This window comes from Streptomyces sp. NBC_00299 (assembly GCF_036173045.1).
Taxonomy (GTDB): domain Bacteria; phylum Actinomycetota; class Actinomycetes; order Streptomycetales; family Streptomycetaceae; genus Streptomyces; species Streptomyces machairae.
Genome location: NZ_CP108039.1, coordinates 803,327 through 822,906 on the forward strand (window position 1 = coordinate 803,327; position 19,580 = coordinate 822,906).

At 71.4% G+C, this 19,580-nt stretch carries 16 protein-coding genes; 9 read left to right on the forward strand and 7 right to left on the reverse strand.

Going from position 1 to position 19,580, the window contains the following annotated elements; genetic code table 11:
• Nucleotides 1-27: 27 nt before the first annotated feature.
• From OHT51_RS03725 to OHT51_RS03750, 6 genes are read left to right on the forward strand one after another with little or no spacing between them, the layout of a single operon-like run.
• On the forward strand, nucleotides 28-1,203 hold the full coding sequence (locus OHT51_RS03725) for an ATP-grasp domain-containing protein (protein WP_328877425.1): 1,176 nt from the start codon (nucleotides 28-30) through the stop codon (nucleotides 1,201-1,203).
• Nucleotides 1,200-2,891: an IucA/IucC family protein gene (locus OHT51_RS03730; RefSeq protein WP_328877426.1), complete on the forward strand. Its 1,692-nt coding sequence runs from the start codon at nucleotides 1,200-1,202 to the stop codon at nucleotides 2,889-2,891. The genes OHT51_RS03725 and OHT51_RS03730 overlap by 4 nt, the downstream gene beginning before the upstream one ends.
• Nucleotides 2,888-4,081: an MFS transporter gene (locus OHT51_RS03735; RefSeq protein WP_328877427.1), complete on the forward strand. Its 1,194-nt coding sequence runs from the start codon at nucleotides 2,888-2,890 to the stop codon at nucleotides 4,079-4,081. The genes OHT51_RS03730 and OHT51_RS03735 overlap by 4 nt, the downstream gene beginning before the upstream one ends.
• Nucleotides 4,081-5,862, forward strand: coding sequence for an IucA/IucC family protein (locus OHT51_RS03740; RefSeq protein ID WP_328877428.1), 1,782 nt, complete (start codon nucleotides 4,081-4,083; stop codon nucleotides 5,860-5,862). The genes OHT51_RS03735 and OHT51_RS03740 overlap by 1 nt, the downstream gene beginning before the upstream one ends.
• Nucleotides 5,859-7,187 (forward strand): type III PLP-dependent enzyme, encoded by a 1,329-nt coding sequence (locus OHT51_RS03745; RefSeq protein ID WP_328877429.1) that lies wholly within the window; start codon nucleotides 5,859-5,861, stop codon nucleotides 7,185-7,187. Before OHT51_RS03740 ends, OHT51_RS03745 begins: the two co-directional genes overlap by 4 nt.
• Before the next feature lie 50 nt (nucleotides 7,188-7,237).
• The gene (locus OHT51_RS03750; protein ID WP_328877430.1) at nucleotides 7,238-7,603 is read left to right on the forward strand and encodes a nuclear transport factor 2 family protein; all 366 of its coding nucleotides are present in this window, start codon (nucleotides 7,238-7,240) and stop codon (nucleotides 7,601-7,603) included.
• A 233-nt stretch (nucleotides 7,604-7,836) separates the two neighbouring features.
• Here OHT51_RS03750 and OHT51_RS03755 read toward each other — a convergent pair whose 3' ends face one another.
• Both OHT51_RS03755 and OHT51_RS03760 read right to left on the reverse strand, forming a co-directional pair.
• On the reverse strand, nucleotides 7,837-8,838 hold the full coding sequence (locus OHT51_RS03755; protein ID WP_328877431.1) for a CU044_5270 family protein: 1,002 nt from the start codon (nucleotides 8,836-8,838) through the stop codon (nucleotides 7,837-7,839).
• Nucleotides 8,831-9,364 carry an RNA polymerase sigma factor gene (locus OHT51_RS03760; RefSeq protein ID WP_328877432.1) on the reverse strand — a complete coding sequence of 178 codons (534 nt, stop codon included), beginning with the start codon at nucleotides 9,362-9,364 and terminating at the stop codon, nucleotides 8,831-8,833. The genes OHT51_RS03755 and OHT51_RS03760 overlap by 8 nt, the downstream gene beginning before the upstream one ends.
• Nucleotides 9,365-9,469: 105 nt before the next feature.
• Between OHT51_RS03760 and ctaD the strand changes: the two genes are divergently transcribed.
• Both ctaD and OHT51_RS03770 read left to right on the forward strand, forming a co-directional pair.
• The gene (ctaD, locus tag OHT51_RS03765) at nucleotides 9,470-11,098 is read left to right on the forward strand and encodes an aa3-type cytochrome oxidase subunit I (RefSeq protein ID WP_328877433.1); all 1,629 of its coding nucleotides are present in this window, start codon (nucleotides 9,470-9,472) and stop codon (nucleotides 11,096-11,098) included.
• Nucleotides 11,095-11,418 carry a hypothetical protein gene (locus OHT51_RS03770; RefSeq protein ID WP_328877434.1) on the forward strand — a complete coding sequence of 108 codons (324 nt, stop codon included), beginning with the start codon at nucleotides 11,095-11,097 and terminating at the stop codon, nucleotides 11,416-11,418. Before ctaD ends, OHT51_RS03770 begins: the two co-directional genes overlap by 4 nt.
• 7 nt (nucleotides 11,419-11,425) lie before the next feature.
• Here OHT51_RS03770 and OHT51_RS03775 read toward each other — a convergent pair whose 3' ends face one another.
• Entirely contained in the window at nucleotides 11,426-13,387 is a 1,962-nt protein-coding gene (locus OHT51_RS03775; RefSeq protein ID WP_328877435.1) for an RICIN domain-containing protein, read from the reverse strand.
• A 200-nt stretch (nucleotides 13,388-13,587) separates the two neighbouring features.
• On the opposite strand from OHT51_RS03775, the gene OHT51_RS03780 reads away from it, so the two are divergent.
• Nucleotides 13,588-14,802, forward strand: a complete 1,215-nt coding sequence (locus tag OHT51_RS03780) for a glycosyltransferase (protein WP_328884233.1) — start codon at nucleotides 13,588-13,590, stop codon at nucleotides 14,800-14,802.
• 90 nt (nucleotides 14,803-14,892) lie between these two features.
• Here the strand turns inward: OHT51_RS03780 and OHT51_RS03785 are convergent, their stop codons facing one another.
• From OHT51_RS03785 to OHT51_RS03800, 4 genes are all read right to left on the reverse strand, one after another.
• Nucleotides 14,893-15,555, reverse strand: coding sequence for a TetR/AcrR family transcriptional regulator (locus OHT51_RS03785; RefSeq protein WP_328877436.1), 663 nt, complete (start codon nucleotides 15,553-15,555; stop codon nucleotides 14,893-14,895).
• A 70-nt stretch (nucleotides 15,556-15,625) separates the two neighbouring features.
• Nucleotides 15,626-16,825: a glycosyltransferase gene (locus OHT51_RS03790; RefSeq protein WP_328877437.1), complete on the reverse strand. Its 1,200-nt coding sequence runs from the start codon at nucleotides 16,823-16,825 to the stop codon at nucleotides 15,626-15,628.
• Entirely contained in the window at nucleotides 16,822-17,610 is a 789-nt protein-coding gene (locus OHT51_RS03795) for a MerR family transcriptional regulator (protein ID WP_328877438.1), read from the reverse strand. Before OHT51_RS03795 ends, OHT51_RS03790 begins: the two co-directional genes overlap by 4 nt.
• A 62-nt stretch (nucleotides 17,611-17,672) precedes the next feature.
• Complete coding sequence (locus tag OHT51_RS03800; protein WP_328877439.1) at nucleotides 17,673-19,532, reverse strand: endoglycosylceramidase; 1,860 nt, start codon at nucleotides 19,530-19,532, stop codon at nucleotides 17,673-17,675.
• Nucleotides 19,533-19,580: the final 48 nt, after the last annotated feature.

Consider the following 19,580-nt stretch of genomic DNA (forward strand, 5'->3'; position numbering starts at 1 on the left):
TCTGCTAGCGGAAGTTGTTCATCCGGCATGCGCCTGTACCTGCTCGCTCTCAACCCCACCGACTCCGTCACCGAAGGCTTCCTGCCCGCCGCGGCCCGGCTGGGCCTGGACGTCACCGTCCTCACCGACCAGCCCGACTCCCACCGCCGCGCCTACCCGGACATCGAAATCCTGGAGTGCGACGTCCGTGACTTCCGGGCCGTGATCACCCGTGTCTCGACCCATCACGGGCCCGACGCAGTCTTCACCAACAGCGACCACCTCCAGACCCAGGCAGCCCTGGCCGCCGCCTACTTCGGCCTCCCCGGCAAGGACTGGCGGGCCACCCTGCGCTGCAAGGACAAGGCCGAGATGCGCCGCCGCCTGACCGCGGCCGGCGTGGACGCCGTCCGGTCTGCCGAGCTGACCGAACCGGTCGCACCCGGCGACACGCCGTACCCGTGTGTCGTCAAGCCGCGCGAGGGCGTGGCCAGCGAGGACGTCGTCCTCGTGCAGGGCCCGGAGGAGCTGGTGACACACTCCAAGGCGATCCTGGAGCGCCGCCCCGGCACCGTCCTGGTCGTCGAGGAGTATCTGCCCGGCGATCTGTTCACCCTGGAGACCCTCGGCGACGGGCGGGTCCGCCATGTCCTGGGGGGCTTCCACACCGAGCTGTCGCCGCCTCCGTACTTCGTCGAGGAACGCCTCACCTTCGTCCCCGCCCACTCCGAGCCGGTCGTCGCGCATGTTCTGGGGCAACTGGACGCGCTGGGCGTCGGGTTCGGCGCCTGTCACACCGAGTTCGTGGTGCACGAGGGACGGGCGCGGATCGTCGAGGTCAACTACCGCGCCATCGGCGACCAGTGCGACCTGCTGCTCGCCCGGCTGCTGGAGATCCCGCTCTTCGAGCACATCCTGCGCACCCACCTGGGCGAGCCGCTCCCGGCGGACCTGGGCGCCCGCCGGGACGGCGCGGCCCGCCTGGAGTACCCGTGCGCCGACCGCGAGGGCACCCTCGTCGACGCCCCGGAGGCCACCGAACTCGACGTCGAAGGCGTACATCTGACGTACCGTCCGCTGCGCGCGCCGGGTGAGCGGCACGAGCTGTACCGCACCAACCGCGACTACCTCGGCGTCCTGCGGGCCACCGGCACCGACCAGCCGACCGTGGACCGGGTGGTGGCCGGATTCCTGGCCGAGCGGCGCTGGGAGATCAAGCCGTGACCGCGCCGACCGTACCGGACACCTGCGAGGCGCAGCTGCTGACGCGGGTGCTCAGTGCGCTGCTGCGGGAGGACGTGGCCGGGCTGCGCACGCGCGGCGCGCTCGTGCACCGGCCGGACGGCGACTGGGTGCGCCTGGCGACGCCGGGCGGCGATGCGCTGCTGCTGCCGGTGGCCGAGGACGGCTACCAGTGCGTGTACGCCGCCCGGCTGCCGCTCCTGCTGCGCGAGTCGGACGGCGCCGAGCTGACGTCGTACGACACCGTGCTCGGCGCGCTGCGGGCGCTCGCCGAACCGGAGGACCGGGGCGGCTTCGACGCGTTCGCCGAGGAGTGCCGGCAGACGCTGGCCACGACGCGGTTGCACGCCGTGACGCGGGCGGAGGTCATGGCGGGCCTCGGGGACGGCCTTTGGCGCGGGACGGGCCTCGGCAGCAGCCTGGTGTTCGACACCCTCGCCGCCCGTCACGACCATCCGGTCTACCCGACGGCACGGGGCCGCTCGGGGCTGGACGAGGAGCAACTCCGGTCGTATGCCCCGGAGTTCCGTCCGCGCTTCGCGTTGCGCTGGGTCGCCATGCCCCGGGACGCGGTCACCCTGGCGGGTGCGCTGCCGGAGTTCTGGCCGACGCCCGCGAGCCTCGGACTGCCCGAGGTCCTGGGCACGCATGTGATGCTGCCGGTCCATCCGCTGACCGTCGACGCCGTGCGCGCCGCCGGCCTCCCGGACGGCACGGTGCTCGCCGACCGCGCTCACCTGGACGTCGTACCGACGTTGTCCATGAGGACGGTCGCCACGGTCACCGATCCCACCGTGCACCTCAAACTCCCCCTCGCCACGGCGACGTTGGGGCTGCGCAACAAGCGGACCATCAAGCCCGGCACGCTCGTCGACGGTGCGGCGGGGCAGCGGTTGCTGGAGGCGGTGATCGACCGTGAGCCACGGTTCCGGAACATGATCCTGCATGCCGACGAGACGACGTACGCGCATGCCGGGCACGAGCTGCTCGCCGTCCTGTGCCGCCGCTACCCGTCCGGCCTCGACGACGCCGTGGTGGTGCCGATGGCTGCGCTCCTCGCACCGGCCCCCGACGGACGGCCGGTGATCGACGGTCTCGCCGACCGGTTCTACGGCGGCGACCCGCCGGCCCTGCTGGACGCGGCCCTCACCCTGCTGTTCGACTGGCAGACCACGCTGTTCGGCCATGGCATCGCCTTGGAGTCGCACCAGCAGAACGTCTCGCTGGTCCTGCGGCCGGGCAGCCTGCGGCTGTTGTTCAAGGACAACGACGGGCCGCGCATCAACACCGAACGGCTGGACGCCGTACTGCCGGGGCCGTGGGGGTTCGACGACGCTCGGATCCTCGGTACGGACGACGGGCCGGTCGCCGACCTCTTCGCCACGATCACCGTGCATCTGTGTGCCGGCGCGTACGCGTTCGGGCTGCCCCGGTACCGCCGTGCGCTGCTGGAGCTCCTGCGTGACCGGCTGGCGGAGGCCGTCGACCGGCTCGGCGGCGACGCGGCCGACGTCCTGCGCGCCCGCGTGCTGGAGGCCGCCGAGCTGCCGGTGAAGGCGATGGTGTCCGCCGGGACCCTGCTGTCCAAGGAACGCTCGGGTGCGGCCGACGTCAACAAGCACTACACGACGGGACCCAACTACTTGCTGCGTGACGGAGGTTCGGCATGAGCGCCCAAGCTCTGCGGATGCCGCGGTCGGGGTTCGGGCGTGGGCAGGTGCACGCGGTGGCGGGCTGCTACTTCGTGGCGTCGTTCGCCGCGCTGGGGCTGCCGCCGTATCTCACCGAGATCCTGCCGGAGCTGGGCGACCGGGACGCACGCTGGGCGGGCGTGCTCTACGTCGTGCCGACCGTGTTCGGTGCGCTCGGTGCCCCGCTGTGGGGGCGGCTCGCGGACCGCTACGGCCGTAAACGGCTGCTGCTGCGCGCCCAGTTGGGGCTCGCGCTGTCCTTCCTGCTCGCGGGCTGGGCGGACTCGCTGGCCACGTTCACGGTGGCGCTGGTGCTCCAGGGGATCCTGGGCGGCACCTTCGCCGCGTCCAACGGCTATCTGGGCGCGGCCCTGGAGGGCCCGGCCCTGTCGAAGGCGCTCACCCTGATGCAGGGCAGCGCACGGGCCGCGCTGGTCGCCGCGCCGATCCTGGTCGGCTCGCTGTCGGGCCGGCTGTCCCCGCACCGGCAGTACGCCCTACTCGCCGTACTGCCGCTGACGGCCGCACTGCTGCTCGCGGCGCTGCCCGAACCGGCTCCAGCCGAGGAGCCTCGGCGGGAGCCGCAGTCCATATCCGCCGAGGTGCCCGCGGTGCGGTCGCTCAAGGGCCTGTTCGCCCTGGAGTTCGCCTTCGTGTTCTCCACCGTCATCTCCTTCCCCTACCTCATCGAACTCGTCCACGACCGGCTCCCCGGCGCCTCACCGGCGCTGACCGGCGTCCTGTTCGCCCTGCCCCACCTGTGCTATCTGGGGGCCGCGCTGGCGGTGCACGCCGCCTTCCGCAGCCGCCCACGGGCCGGGCTCGTGCTCGGCTTCGCCTGCATAGCGCTCGGGCTCGCCGGACACGGGATCGCCGGCTCACTGACCGCGCTGATCGCCGTACGGCTGCTCCTGGGCGCCGGCCTCACGCTCGGCCTGGTCTGTCTGTCGGTGCTGGCCGCCGACAGCGCCAAGGGCCGGGCGCCCGGCAAGCTGTTCGGTTCACTGGAGTTCTTCTCCAAGGCCGGCGCGGTAGCCGCCGGCGTGACCGCGGCGGCCGGCAGCGCCCGCTACGGGCCGGCCGCACCCGTGCTGATAGGCGGCGCCGCTGCCGCCGTCACAGCCGCTCTTCTCCCCACACTGCACCTGCGCACCCGCTGGAGCCACTGATGCCCTCCCTGACCGACTCCCTCGGGAGCTCCCCCGAGCTCTCGACGCCGCCCGACGAGCGGGGCGGTACCCCACTCGCCCGCACCGGCCTGCCCACCGCCGACGAGGCCGTGGCCCACACCCTCCTCAACTGCCTGCTGCGCGAGGTGTCCGGCCCCGAGCACCAGTCCGTCGTCACCGACAGCCGGCTGCTGCTGCGGCTGCCGCGCCGCGGAGTCCTGCTGCGCGTCGCCCTGCGCCGCACCTCGCTGCTGGGTGCGCACCGGTTCACCGGACCGGTGAGCGAGCAGCGGGACGGCGCATGGGCCGAGGTGGGCTGGCGGCGCCTCGCCGAGTACACCCACGACGAGCTGTCGCTGCGGACGGGCGTGCGCAACGAGGAGTTCCTGGAGCAGATCGCCTCCAGCCACGGGGCCGTCGACACGGCTCTCGCCGCCACGCGTGCGGCTCACCATCCGACCGACGACCGGCTCTCCACCTACCTCGCCTCCGAGCAGTCCCTCCTCTTCGGCCACCGCTTCCACCCCACCCCGAAGGCCCGCACGGGCGACCCGCGCGCCTGGTCCGCGTACGCCCCGGAGGCCGGGGCCTCCTTCCCGCTGCGCCACCTCGCCGTGCGCGCCGATCTGATCGCCGAGGAACACGCCGACCCGGCGGCCGTCGCCGCCCTGGACCGGCAGCGCGCCGACGTGCCGGCCGGCTACCGGCTGCTGCCCGCGCACCCCTGGCAGTACGAGACACTCCGCGAGCACCCGCTGCTGCGCGCCGCCCTCGACCGCGGCGACGTCGTCGACCTGGGCCCGGGCGGACGGCCGTTCGCCGCCACCGCGTCGGTGCGCACGCTGTACGACGGGGAGACGTTCCTCAAGTTCAGCCTGAATGTGCGGATCACCAACTGCCTGCGCAAGAACAGCAGTTACGAGCTGTCCGGCGCCGTCGCCCTCACCCGCGTCCTGGCACCGGCGCTGGCCGACCTGGCCGAGCGCTTCCCTGGCAACGCCGTCCTGCGCGAGCCCGCCTATCGCACGCTCGCCCTCCCCGGCCCCGACGGCACACCCGACCGCGCACTGTTCGAGGGCTTCGGCGTCATCGTCCGCGAGGGCCTGCCGCGACGGCTCACCCCGGGCACCACTCCCCTGCTCGCCGCCGCCGTCGCCGACGAGTACCCGACCGGCCCCGCCCACGTCTCCCGCCTCCTCGCCGGGGCGGACGAACAGGCGGCCCTCGACTGGTGGTCGACGTATCTGGACCTTCTCCTGCCGCCCGTCCTGGCCGCCTACTTCGACCACGGGCTGGTCCTGGAACCCCACCTCCAGAACGTCCTGATCTGCGTCGACGGCGAAGGACGGCCCGCCCAGGTCCTGTTCCGCGACCTGGAGGGCACCAAGCTGGTCCCCGACCACCACGAGGACACCCTCGCCGCGCTGCCGCCGGAGGTCGCGGGGCCCCTGACCTACGGCGCACAGCGCGGCTGGGACCGCGTCGTGTACTGCCTGCTGGTCAACCACATCGCCGAGCTGCTGGCCGCGCTCGCCGACCTGCACCCGCAGGCGGAGGCCGCGCTGTGGGGCCGGGTGCGCGACACGCTCCGGGCGTACACCGACCGGTTCGGCTGCCCGCCCCGGCTGTCCGCCCTGCTCGCCGGGGTGCCGTTGCCCGCCAAGGCCAATCTCCTCACCCGCTGGGAGCGCAAGGCCGACCGGGAGGCGGGCTACGTCCGGCTGCCGTCGCCGCTCGCCGAGGACATCCTGCGCGACACGACCGGGAGCGCCGCCCGATGACCGACCCCACGCCCGCGGTCCGCGACCGCATCCTGTCCCTGCCCGCAACCGAACTGCCCGCGTACGTCTACGACATGACGGCCCTGCGGACCCACGCCGCCGCCGTGCGTGCCGCGTTGCCCGAGCGTATCGAGCTGTACTACGCCGCGAAGGCCAACCCGGAGCCGGAGATCCTGGCCGCGCTCGGTCCGTACGTCAACGGCTACGAGGTCTCCTCGGGCGGCGAACTCGCCCATGTCGCCAAGGCGGTGCCGGGCCGTCCGCTCGCCTTCGGCGGTCCCGGCAAGACGCCGGACGAGGTGACGGCCGCGCTGGAGAGGGGAGTCGAGCGCTTCCACGTCGAGAGCGCGCACGAGCTGCGCATGCTGGCCGAGTTGGCGCGACGCGTGACGCCCGGGCGGCGGGTGGCGGTGCTGCCGCGCGTCAACCTGCCCGTGGCCGACGGGGCGTTGGCGAGCAGCTCCCTGGCCATGGGCGGCCGGCCGACCCCGTTCGGCATGGATCCCGAGCGAGCCGAAGCGGTGATCGGCGCGCTGACGGACGGGACGTACCCGCAGCTCGAACTGCGCGGCGTGCACGCCCACCTGGCCAGCGGGCTCGAAGCCCCGGAGCAGGTGGCGGTGGCCGAGTCCGTGGTCGCGTGGGCGACAGCGCTCGGCGGCCGGCTCGGTGTCCGGCTCGCCGAAGTGAACGTCGGCGGCGGCATGCACGTCGACTACGCCGCCCCGGAGCGGCGCTTCGACTGGGATACGTACGGCATCGGGCTCGCCCGGCTGACCGAACGGCACCCGGAGCTGACCCTGCGCATCGAGCCGGGCCGGGCGCTCACGGCGTACTGCGGCTGGTACGCCACCGAGGTGCTGGACGTGAAGCGCAGTCACGGCGAGGAGTTCGCCGTCGTCCGGGGCGGCACCCACCATCTGCGGACGCCGGCGACCAAGGGGCACGACCAGCCGTGCTCCGTCCTGCCGGTGGACGCCTGGCCGCACCCATGGCCACGGCCGGCCGCCGAGGACGAGCGAACCGGGATCGGGGGCCCCTCGGACGAAGTCCGGGGGAGGATCACGCTGGCCGGACAGCTGTGCACCCCGAAGGACGTCCTGGCCCGCCGGGTCCCGGCACCGGGGCTGCGGGCCGGGGACCGGGTGGCGTTCGCGCTGGTGGGGGCGTATGCGTGGAACATCTCCCACCATGACTTCCTCATGCACCCACGGCCCGGATTCCACTTCCTGGACGGCGGTTCCGGGGCTCGGACGGGCCGGGGCGGGCGCGTGGATTCGGCTGGGCTTGCCGAGTCCGGCGGGGCGGAGGACTCTCAAAGGTGAGGCCCTCGCGGCCGCTCCTCGTCCTGCCGCGGGCCTCGGAGGAGGTCACCATGGGCACCGCTGCACGCCCGTCTTTCGACACCGAGACACTGCGCCGGGCCGTGGAAGGACAGAGCCCGGATTCGCTTCTGTCGCTGTACACGGACGACGCGGAGATACGCGTCGTGAACCGCAACGCCCAGCCCAGCCACCCGAAGGTGCTGCACGGCCGCAACGAGATCGCCGACATGCTCACCGATGTCTACAGCCGCGACATGACGCACAAGCTGGAAGGCTGCGTGATCCAGGGCGACAACGCGGCCTACAGCGAGTCCTGTGAGTACGCGGACGGTGTGCGCGTCATGTCCGAGTCGATGATCACGCTGCGCGACGGCAGGATCTCGCGGCAGATCATCATCGAGGCATGGGACGAGTAGGGAGGACGCTGCCGGAGGTCCAGGTCACGTCACGGCTGAGCTGGACCTTCTCGGCGCGTGCCGCCGCGGGCCGGTCACGTCCGGTCCGGTCCGGGCGGCCATGGCCGGTGTCTGCGGCGGGCCGACTGCTGTCCGCCGCTCTCGCGCGCACGGCGCTGCGCGCGGTGCGGCCTCGCCGGCTTCCTCCGCCGCATCGTGCTGTCCGTGCCCGGCGTACCCGGCACCGAGCGTGATCAGCGCATCCAGGCGCTGTACGACATCACGTCGCCGGCCTTGACGCCGTACTCCGGTTCGGCCTTCGTGAAGGTCGTCTCAAGGCCGAGTACGGCGCCGGTGGCCGGGTCCATGATCAGCATCTCGCGGGTGCCGGGCAGGTCCAGAACGTAGGCCTGTCCGCGCCGTCCGAGACGGTCCGTCACCTGGCCGAGCGGCTTGAGCCCCGCCGTGTCCGCGAGGAGTCGCGCGAGCGTCGCCGACTCGCGGGCGCCGAGCGTCCAGGTGCCGAGCAGCGACCCGACGGCGTCGAGGAGTTCGCCGGTGGTCAGCGCGGTCTTGCTGTACGCGGCCTCCTGCAGGTAGGCACGCAGGCCTGCGACATCGGTGGGAGGCGGCGACTGCGGCGGGGCGTCGCTCCAACTGCGCGGGTACGTCTGCTTGCTGAGGACATGGCCGTCCTCGACCGGACGCGGCTCGCCGTCCTCGTCGGTCAGGACCGGCCGGCCGGGGTGGCGCGGGTCGGTCGCCACGACGATCTCCGTGTGGCTGTCGTCGGCGTGCCATCGCACGATGCGCTCGATCGGGAGCGTGATGGGCGGCTTCCTGTCGCTCATGGCCAGGCTCCACGCCTGCACGTGCGTGCCCTTGCGCAGCGCGGGCGCGTTGTCCGCCGCCGCCCGCTCGGCACGCTCGGCCAGCTCCTTCAGCGGGACGGGCGAGGAGTCCGTCCGCACGACCAGGGGCCGCGGCGCGGCGACAGCGGGGGCCGTCTGGCCGGTGAACAGCAACGCCGACACGAGCGCCGCGACGACGGCCGTGGCCGCGAGACCCCAGGCCAGCCGGGTGCGGCGACGGGGGACGGCGGTGGCGGGGGCGGGCGTCACGGTGGCGGGGGCGCGTTCGCGCAGCAGCCGGTCGAGGTGGCGTTCCGCACAATGGTCCAGCGGGCCGTCGCCGAAGTGGGGGCCGTCGACCGGTACCGGGTTGGCTCCGCGCAGCAGTTCGAGTTCATCAGCCATGGCTTCGTTCCTTGGACACGGTCGTCGGGCTCATACGGTCGATCTCGGCTCTGAGTCGGCGCCGGGCCCGGTGCAGCCGCATGGCCGCGGCCCGGCTGCCGCAGCCGAGTGCCACGGCGACCTCCTCGACGCCCAGTTCCTCCCACGCCGTCAGCCGCAGGACCTCCTGGTCGGCCGGGGACAGCCGGTGCAGCGCCTCGTGCACCCAGGAGCCCGGTGCCTCCGCGTCGGGGCTGTCCACGATGTGCCGGCCGTGCGCGGTCTCGTCGTTGCCGAGCCGGTCGACCAGTCGCCGCCGGCGCCCGTAGCCGCGTACCGCGTTCGCCAGGCAGTTGCGCGCCACGCCGTACAGCCAGGGCAGCGGTGCGGCCGGGAGGTCGTCCCGGCGCCGCCAGGCGACGGTGAAGACCTCCGCCACCACTTCCTCGACCTCACTCGTACGCCCGTCCAGTCGCCGCGCGACATAGCGGCTGACCGCCCAGTAGTGCTCGCGATAGGCAGCGGCGAAGATCTCGTCGTTGCTCATGTTCCGTTCGTGTCCGGCACCGGCCGGATCGTCACACCCGTTTCCGTGATTCTTGTCGCGTCCCCCGAGTGTGACGTGCGGCTGGGCCGCGGACACAGGCGGGGCGTGAAGAGGATCAGAAACGTCACAGGCACCAGGGTCGTCCAGTGGCTGACCACCACTGACCACAAGACGATCGGAACGCTCTATTTGGTCACTTCGTTCGCTTTCTTCTGCATCGGTGGCGTGATGGCGCTGTTGATGCGCGCCGAGCTCGCCCGGCCCGGTCTGCAGATCGTGTCGAACGAGCAGTTCAACCAGGCGTTCACGATGCACGGCACAATCATGCTGCTGATGTTCGCGACGCCGCTGTTCGCCGGCTTCGCGAACTGGATCATGCCGCTGCAGATCGGCGCGCCGGACGTGGCGTTCCCGCGGCTGAACATGTTCGCCTACTGGCTGTACCTGCTCGGCTCGCTCATCGCGGTGGGCGGTTTCCTCACCCCGGACGGTGCCGCCGACTTCGGCTGGTTCGCCTACTCCCCGCTGTCGGACGCGGTCCGCAGCCCGGGTATCGGCGCCGACATGTGGATCATGGGTCTGGCCTTCTCCGGCTTCGGCACCATCCTCGGCTCGGTCAACTTCATCACCACGATCATCTGCATGCGCGCCCCCGGCATGACCATGTTCCGCATGCCGATCTTCGTGTGGAACGTGCTGCTGACGGCCGTCCTGGTCCTGCTCGCCTTCCCCGTCCTCGCTGCGGCGCTGTTCGCGCTGGAGGCGGACCGCAAGTTCGGCGCCCACATCTTCGACGCCGCCAACGGCGGGGCCCTGCTGTGGCAGCACCTCTTCTGGTTCTTCGGCCATCCAGAGGTGTACATCATCGCCCTGCCGTTCTTCGGAATCATTTCCGAAGTGATCCCGGTCTTCTCCCGTAAGCCGATGTTCGGCTACATGGGCCTGATCGCGGCGACCATCGCGATCGCGGGTCTGTCCGTGACGGTGTGGGCACATCACATGTACGTCACCGGCGGCGTGCTGTTGCCGTTCTTCGCTTTCATGACATTCCTCATCGCCGTCCCGACGGGCGTGAAGTTCTTCAACTGGATCGGAACGATGTGGAAGGGCTCGTTGTCCTTCGAGACACCGATGCTCTGGGCGGTCGGCTTCCTGATCACCTTCGTCTTCGGTGGTCTGACCGGTGTCATCCTGGCCTCACCGCCACTGGACTTCCATGTGTCCGACTCGTACTTCGTCGTCGCCCACTTCCACTACGTCGTCTTCGGCACCGTCGTCTTCGCGATGTTCTCCGGCTTCCACTTCTGGTGGCCGAAGTTCACGGGCAAGATGCTCGACGAGCGCCTGGGCAAGATGACCTTCTGGACGCTGTTCATCGGCTTCCACGGCACCTTCCTGGTCCAGCACTGGTTGGGTGTGAACGGAATGCAGCGCCGTATTCCCGACTATCTGGCGGTGGAAGGACTGACGGCGCTGAACAGCCTGTCGACCATTTTCTCGTTCGTGCTCGGCGCGTCGCTCCTGCCGTTCTTCTACAACATCTGGAAGACCGCGAAATACGGCGCGAAGGTCGAGACCGACGACCCCTGGGGGTACGGCCGCTCGCTGGAGTGGGCGACCTCCTGCCCGCCGCCGCGGCACAACTTCGTCATACTGCCGCGGATCCGATCCGAATCCCCGGCCTTCGACCTGCATCACGCGCCCGCGCCGGAGAGGGAGTTGACCACTCTGTGAGCGTCACGGACGAGTTCCTGAACGACGTCGAGGGGCATCTGCTGCTCGCCGCGACCCGCGATGAGGGCCGTACGGCCGCCGCCCGTTTCAGCGCGCCACTGCACTGGCTGACGGACACCCAGCGGGACGAGGTGGAGCGGCGGTTCGAGGCGGAGTACCTCGCACTCGCCCGCGGCTCCTGGCAGCACACTGCGGCGCGTGCCGGGAGACTGCGGGACGAGTACGAGGCGAGGTACCGCGACCTGCGGCGCCGTCTGCTGGCCGGCTGGCTGCTGGCCTGCGCCCTGGCATTCGGCGTACTCGTGGTGTGCCTCGCCTAGGTCGGCGCTAGCTCACCGTCCACTTCTGGTTGTCCTGGCCGTTGCAGCTCCAGAGCACCAGCTTGGTGCCATTGGCGGTGGCCGCACCGTACGCGTCGAGGCAGAGCCCTGCGTTGACGTTGGTGATGGTGCCGTCGCTGCCGAGGTTCCACTTCTGGTTGCTCTGGCCGTTGCAGTCCCAGATGACGACCCGGGTGCCGTTGGTGGTGCCGAGGTTGTAGGCGTCGAGGCACTTGTTGCCGTAGACCACCAGCTCCTTGCGGGTGCTGTTGTACTGCCAGACCTGGTTCCGCCCGGCGGTGCAGTCCCACAGCTGGGCGTCGGTGCCGTTGACGATGGTGTTGTCGTCGATGTCCGCGCAGCGGCCGGACCCGGTCCCCGAGAGCAGCGTGCCGTTCCCGCCGGGCAGCGGCCGGACGACGATGCCGTCGAGGGGCGGGGCGCCGGAGAAGGAGAGGGCGTTGGAGCTGCCCTTGGCGAGGGAGACGTTGACGGAGATGTTGCCGGGAGCGGAGCCGGTCGGGGGGAAGGAGACCCTGGTCGGGGTCTGGCCGTTGACAGTGAGCGTGGCCGTGCGGGCCGTGGAGGTGTTGTTGGTGTAGGAGACCTCGACCGTCTTCAGACCGGCGCTTCCCGCGACCACGCCGGAGAAGCTCGACGTGCCGCTGTAGGTGCTCGCGGACTGCTCCGTGCCACCGGTGACCGTCAGCATCACCGAGCCGCCGGCCGGGACGCCGGTGGTGTAACTCGTGCCGGTGGTGGCGAGGTTCTGCCGGGCCCACAGGTCACGGACGGTCGCGGCGGCGTTCGTCAGGCCGAGGTCGGACCAGCGGACGGTCATGTTCTGCGTGGTCGACGTGCGGTTGAGGAGGACGACGGCACGGTTGCCGTTGCCGGACAGGACCTTGCCGTACACCTGGAGACCGGAGGTGTCCTCGGCGACCTTGACGCCCTGCAGGCCACGCGGGTCCTGGTCGACGGCGATGACCTCGGGGTTCTTGAGGATGCTCGCCGTCTCGGCGGTCATGGTGGTGAGGTCGAGGCCGGTGAGGAGCGGGGCGCCGGAGATCGCCCACAGGTTCATGTGGCTGCGGTTCTGGGCGGCGGTCAGGCCCGTCATGCCGACGACCATCATGTCGGGGTCGTTGTAGTAGCCGGTGTGCTGGGCCGTGGGGTGGATGTTCCGGTCGAACGCGGTCAGGACGTTGCCGTACGACGGTGTACCGCCGTGGAAGTAGATGTCCGTGTTCGTCCGCCACATCGGGCCCATGCCCGGGGCCCAGTTCCAGGGGTTGTCGTAGCCCCAGTTGCACAGGGAGAGGGCGAGCGGGCGGCCGGTGGTCGCGCTCGCCGCGGCGACGGCGTCACTGACCGCCTGGTAGGTCGTCCTCGGATCGAGGCCCTCGGCGTCGCCGCCGCACCAGTCGACCTTGACGAAGTCGAAGCCCCACCGGGAGAACGCCAGCATGTCCTGCTCGTAGTGGCCCTCGCTGCCCGAGCCGGGCGCGGCCGGGCGGCCGGTCGGGAAGTAGTAGCCGCAGCCGTCCTTGCCCGCGTCGGTGTAGATGCCGGCCTTGAGTCCCTTGCTGTGGATGTAGTCGGCGATGGCCTTCATGCCGCCCGGCCACTCCGCCTCATCGACGGTGATGTTGCCGGCGCCGTCACGGGTGCCCTGCCACCAGCCCTCGTCGATGTTGATGTACTCGTAGCCGGCCTCGGGCAGACCCGCCGCCACGAACGCGTCGACCTGCTGCTTGACGACGTTGTAGTCGACCTTCGCGGCGAACGCGTTCCAGGACGCCCAGCCCATGGGGGCGGCGGACACCGGTATCTGACGGGCCGTGGCCGCCTGGGCGGGGGCGGGCGCCGCGAACAGCAGGGCGGCGACGGCCGTGAGGACCAGGACGATGGCGCGCACCGCGGTGGTTCTGCGGCGGCCGACGGGACTCATTCGGGGTGGGGGGTACATGCGGCTCCTTCGTGCGGGAGAAACTCAGCAGGTTCGATATTTCGCACGCAAGTCGGAACATCGAACATGTGGCGCTGAAAGTAGGGCCACGGGAGAGGGAAGTCAACGGATGGGGCAGACCTGAAGTCGCCCTTACGGAGGCACAGTTGGCGCCATGGGCGGCCCGCACCGCCATACTGGCCGATGTGCGCGTAGCGATCATGACGGCGGGCTCCCGGGGCGACGTCGCCCCCTACACCGGACTCGGGCACGCCCTGTCCCGGGCCGGACACGAGGTCACCCTGGTCACGCACGGCTGCTTCGAGCGGCTGGTTGCCGGGTCGGGTGTGCGCTTCCATCCGATGCCGGTGGATCCACGGGCCGAGCTGGAGTCGGAGCGGGGGCGGAGCCTGCACCGCAGTGGGACCGGGCTGGGCAAGCTCGTACGGGTGGTCCGGATGGCGCGGGCGCTGGCCGGAGAGATGACGGACGACATGCTCGCCGCCGCGCGGACCAGCGACGTCCTGCTCCTGGCGGGCTCCACCGCACCGCTGGGGCACGCCATCGCCGAGGGCCTGTCGCTGCCGGTCATCGACCTCCCCCTGCAACCGCTCGCCCCGACGCGTGAGTTCGGGCCGCCGATGCTCGGGGGCGGCTCCTGGGGAGCCGTCGGAAACCGGATCGCCGGACACGGCGTGAACCTCGCCATTCACCGTGTCTTCTCGGCGGCCGTACCGGACGTCCGGGAACGCCTGGGGCTGTCGCGCGGCAACCCCCGCACCGCCGCGCGCCCGGGCCGCACGCTCCACGGCTACAGCCCCTTGGTGGTGCCCCGCCCGCGCGACTGGCAGCCGCACCTGGAAGTGACGGGCTACTGGTGGCCGTACGACGGCGCGGCTCAACTCCCGCCCGCACTGCGGGAGTTCCTGAACGCGGGCCCGCCGCCGGTGTTCGTGGGCCTTGGCAGCGCGACCGTGCCCGATCCAGCGGCGTTGAGCACCGAGGTCGTACGCGCTCTGCGCCGGGCCGGGCTGCGCACGGTGATCCAGCGGGGCTGGGGTGGCCTGGAAGCCGCCGGGGACGACGTACTGACCATCGACGAGGTGCCGCACTCCGCGCTGTTCCCGCGGATGGCCGCCGTGATCCACCACTGCGGTGCGGGCACGACGGGCGCCGGTCTGCGCGCCGGAGTGCCGGCCGTGCCGGTGCCGATCCAGTTCGACGAGGGCTTCTGGGCCGCACGTCTGGTCGCGCTCGGCGTGGCGCCCCGGGCCGTGCCGCTACGGAAGTTGACGGCCGAGACGCTGACGGCGGCCGTACGTGAGGCGACCGGCGACCCGTCGTACGGCCGGCGCGCCCAGGCCCTGGCCGAGGGTCTGCGCGCCGAGGACGGTACGGCCGCGGTCGTCGACGCGGTGAACCGGCTCGCGGCATGAGCCGCCGAAGGGTCGGGACATGAGGCTCGGGACGTGAGGCTCGGGCGGGCACCCATCACCCGGCCTTGAGTCCCCGCCCCGGGCCCGGTCTCAGCGACCTGCAAGCCGCGGATCCGCCGGCTGCAGAATGCCCAGCAGGATACGGACGAGTTCGTCGACGACCTCGTCGAGCGTCGCGTCCACCCACCCGGCGCTCCAGTCGTGCAGCAACCCGTTGACGCTGCCGATGAAGGCGGTCACGGCGAGGCGGTAGTCGCGCGGGGCCGCCTCGCCGCGGGCCACGGCGGACGCCACTTCGACGCAGACGAGGTCGATCCAGCGGGCACGGCGGGCGAGGCGCTGTTCCTCAAGGCGGGCACTGACGCCGACGATCTCGACGAAAGTGATGCGGATGCGGCGCGGGTCGGAGGTGACGTTCGCGGCGTACTCGCGGAAGATCGCGGTGGCGCGCTCGGCCAGCGGCAGTCCCTGCGCGCCGGTCACCGCCGTCAGGACGGCCTCCTCCGCCCAGGCGTTGACCTCGAGGTGAAGGGCGGTCAGGACGTCCTCAAGGGCGCGGAACTCCTCGTAGAACTGGCGGGTCGACAGGCCGGCGGCCTCGCTCAGTGCCGCCACGGTGGTGCCCCGGTAGCCGGGGCTGTCGCCGAAGAGTTGGAGCGCCGCGTCCAGGAAGCGTCGCCGCCGTTCCGCCTTTCGCTCCTCGGCCGACTTGCCGCCGTAACGACCGGTGGGCGCCTTGAGCCTGCCCGCCACGCTGTCCTCCCACCGCCTCGCCTACCCGACGATCAATCTTGTCGTGTACGCACTCTTGCAGAGAAGGTGCTCAGCCCAAAGCTTTCAGCACCGCCCCCACACCGTCCTCGGTCGCCATGTGCCGCGCGGCGACCGCGGCGGCACGGGCGTATGTCTGCTGCCGCACGACCCGGCCGAGGGCGCCGGCGAGCCGTTCGGCGGTGAGGGACGTGAAAGGGATCGGGTCGGTTGCCGCGCCGATCGCGGCGAGCCGCGCCGCCCAGAACGGCTGGTCCGCCGTGACCGGCACCGGAATCGAGGGCGCTCCGGCACGCAGTGCGGCCGCCGCGGTGCCCGCCCCGGCGTGGTGGACCACCGCGGCCACCCTCGGGAACAGCAGCGCGTGCGGTACGTCGCCGATGGTCAGGACGTCGTTGCCGGCGGCTGCGAGTCCGGCGTTGCCCGCCTGGAGGATGCCGCGCAGCCCGGCGCGGCGCAGCGCCTGGACGGCGAGCTCGCTGAGCCGCTCGCCGTGGCCGGCCGCCATGCTGCCGAAGCCGATGAACACGGGGCGGGGGCCGGCCGCGAGGAAGTCCTCCACCTCGGCCGACAGCCGGCGGTCCGGTGCGACGTACGGCCACCAGGTGCCGACGACGTCGAGTCCGCGGCGCCAGTCGGAAGGGCGTGGCACCAGCGCCGTGCTGAAGCCGTGCAGGACCGGCGAGTTCGCGCGCTCCTGTCGCCGGCGCACCTCGCTCGGCCCCAGGGGAGGCAGGTCGAGGCGGCGGCGAAGCCCGGTCACGGCTTCGGCGTAGACGCGGTCGGCCATGCGCAGCGCGAGGCGTCCGGCGATGCGGTTGCCGAGGCGGCCGAGCGAGCGGGTTCCCATGACGTTGGGTGGGAAGTCGCCGGTCGGGGCGGTGGGTTGGAGGTAGGCGCCGATCGTCGGGATGTCCATGGCCTCGGCCACGTGCCGGCCGAGCGGTGCCGTGGTGGTGGAGAGCAGGAGCAGGTCCGTGTCCGGGGGCACGGCCTCGGCGAAGCCGTGTCCGAGCTCGGTGACGAACGCGGCGGCCGTCCGCATCAGTTCGCGTCGGCCCTGGACACCGCCGTGGGTCTGCGGGCGACTGGGCAGGCTCCGGAACCCCAGGCCTGCCTCCCGTACCAGCGGTGCGAACGCGTCGGTCGTGGCGAGCGTGACGTCGTGGCCCGCCTCGCGCAGGCCTGCCCCGAGCCCGGTGTACGGGGCGACGTCGCCGCGCGATCCGGCGGCGGCGATCAGGATCCTCATCCGTCCTCCTCACGATCGGCCCGGCGGCCCGCGTTCGCGTGGACCGCCTTGCAGAGATAGGCGGCGAGTCCGGGCCGCTGCTGCGAGGGCGGTACGACGAGTGCGAAGGCGCGCGGATCGGCGGCGAAGTCGTCCGCGATGCGCCGGTGCATGTCGGGCGGACAGGTGGTGAACCAGCGGGCGATGTGCAGCCGGTGCTCCTCGGCGAGGTCCAGGGCCCGCTCGCCGTCGGCGGGTTCGCCCTCGTCGAAGGCCGCGAGCAACTCGCCACGCCAGGCGGCGGCCTCCCCCATGAGCTGCCGCCAGTCGTCCTTGGTGTGGGCGGCGGCGCGGGCCATTGACTCCTGCTGCCCCGCCGAGCCCTGCCATTTGAGCTGGGCCTCGGTGGCGTAACTGAGGTCGAAGCCGATCTCGCCGAAGACCTCGAAACGTTCGGCGGGGGTCAGCTCCACGCCCGTCCGCTGGACCTCGATGGCCTGCTCGGCGACCTCGGCCAGCCGCTGGAGCCGGCCGATCTCCTCGCTCAACTGCCGCAGCCGGGCCTGGAGATGCTCCAGGGCGTTCGCCTGCGGGTCTTTGAGGATCTCGGCGATCTCGTCGAGGGAGAAGCCGAGTTCCCGGTAGAAGAGGATCTGCTGGAGCCGGGCCAGGTCGGTGTCGCCGTACAGCCGGTAACCGGCGCCGCTGCGGCCACCGGGCGAGAGCAGTCCCGCCCGGTCGTAGTGGTGCAGCGTGCGCACGGTCACCCCGGCGAAGGCCGCGACCTGCCCCACGGAGTAGCTCATTCACCTGCCCTTTCGTCGGGGTACAGCCTGCGGCCTGACGTAAGGGGAGGGTCAACCGGGTGCTATCCGGCGGTCCGCGCGGCCCATGCGGAGAGCTCGGACCGTGCGGCGTTCAGCACAGTGGCCGAGGGGCTGTTGGCCCCGTTCGTCACCAGCGCGTAGTGCAGGACGCCGGAGTCCGAGTCGGTGAGCAGCAGGCGCCGGCTGCCGGTGCCGCCCGGTTCCGCGGCCACGCCGATCGGGGTGGCCGAGGTGTACGACGGCGGTGCGTATGCCGTGCCCAGGTCGGAGACCACTGTGGTGGACCCGGTCGGGAAGGATGCCGGGAGGTGCAGTTCGGTCGGTGCCGTGCCGGAGTTGGAGCGCCACACCAGCAGCCCGTACTGTCCCGATCCCACCAGCTGTGCCACGTTCGGCAGCGAGCTGGGCACCGGGTTCCAGGTCAGGGTGGCGTCGCCGTCGCGGGAGCGGTCCTCGTAGGTGAAGGCGACGGTTGTGCCGGACGTCGCGCTCGGGTAGATCCGGTCGAGCAGCCGGCCGTCCTGGCGGAGCACGGGCGTGCCCGAGTCGTCGAGGCGTACGGCGGACAAATCCTCGTCGTTCCAGGCGTCCCCGGTGGTGAGGACCTTGTCGGGGTTGGCGTTCATCAGCTCGTGGTGGCGTCCGTTGTAGATGTCCCACTGCCACTGCGAACCGGAGAGCACAGGGCCGGAGCCGACCGGGTTCGACCACCAACTCGCGCCCGGGACACGGGAGTCGAGGGCCTGGTACATCGCCTTGAGCACGGTCGGCGCCTTGTCGGAGACGGAGCCCGCCAGCGGGTGGCCGAACTCGCTGATGATCGCGGGCGTGCGGGTGGCCGAGGCGCGGACGCGGACGGTCCCGAAGTCACCGGCGTACTGGCCGTCCTTCGCCTTGCCCCACATGAAGATGCCGGAGATGGCTTTCTGGTCGTAGAAGTGGGTGTTGAACACGTACCGCGGTCCGAGTGTGCCCGCGTCGAGCAGGCCGCCCTCCTGCTTCTGGAAGTCGAGGTTGGCGTTCCAGAAGAGGTTCGGCTCGGCGAACAGCGGCTTGTCCTGCCAGCCGGCCGCGTCCATGCGGGCCCGGAACTTCTCGTAGAACGGCCACAGGACGTCGCGTTCCCAGGTGCGGCTGGTCTGGCCGGAGTCGAGGACGCCCGCATGCGGCTCGTTGTAGGGGTCGAAGCCGACGACGCCTGCGAACTCGGCGACGGAGACGTTCTGTTCGATGTACGTCATCGTCTTGTGGGCGGTGGCCAGGAAGGCGTCCTGGAGTCCGTACTCGTTGTGCCAGAAGTCGTACGACGCCTGCTTCACGGCCTCGTTCTGGGTGATGTTCTGCCCCCAGAAGAGGCAGATGCCGCAGGACTCGTCCGGATAGTTCCCGGCGTCCACGGCCCACTTGGGGGCGCCGTCACCCGTGTACCAGCTGTCGGGGTCGAACAGGTGCCGGGAGTAGAGGTCCTGGTGGAAGTCGGGGTAGACGCGGATGCCGGCGTCGAGGAAGGCGCGCATCTGGGCCGTGGCGGCGGCCAGATACGTGGTGTCGACCTGGCCGCGTACGGGTTCCGCGTAGGCCCAGGACAGCAGGAAGCGGATCGAGTTGCCGCCGCCGAGGGCGCGCAGCGCGGTCGCGGACTTCTTCGCGTCCGCGACCGAGGCGAAGGGCAGGCCGTTGTTCTCGGCCAGCTTGGTCTCGCCGGAGACGTTGTAGCCGCGCAGCACGACCTCGCGGCCGTGGCCGTCGGTGAAGCGGCCGTTCTGGACGGTGAGGGGTGTTTCGTCGAACCAGAGGGAGCCGGGAAGGGTGGCGGCGGTGGCGGGAGCGGGGCCCGCCACCGTCAGGGATCCGAAGAGGACAACCAGGACAACGAGCAGACGCGTCCGGATGTTCGGCATGTCCACTACAGTCCGGTGATATCACGACACAGTCAACACCCCTGACTC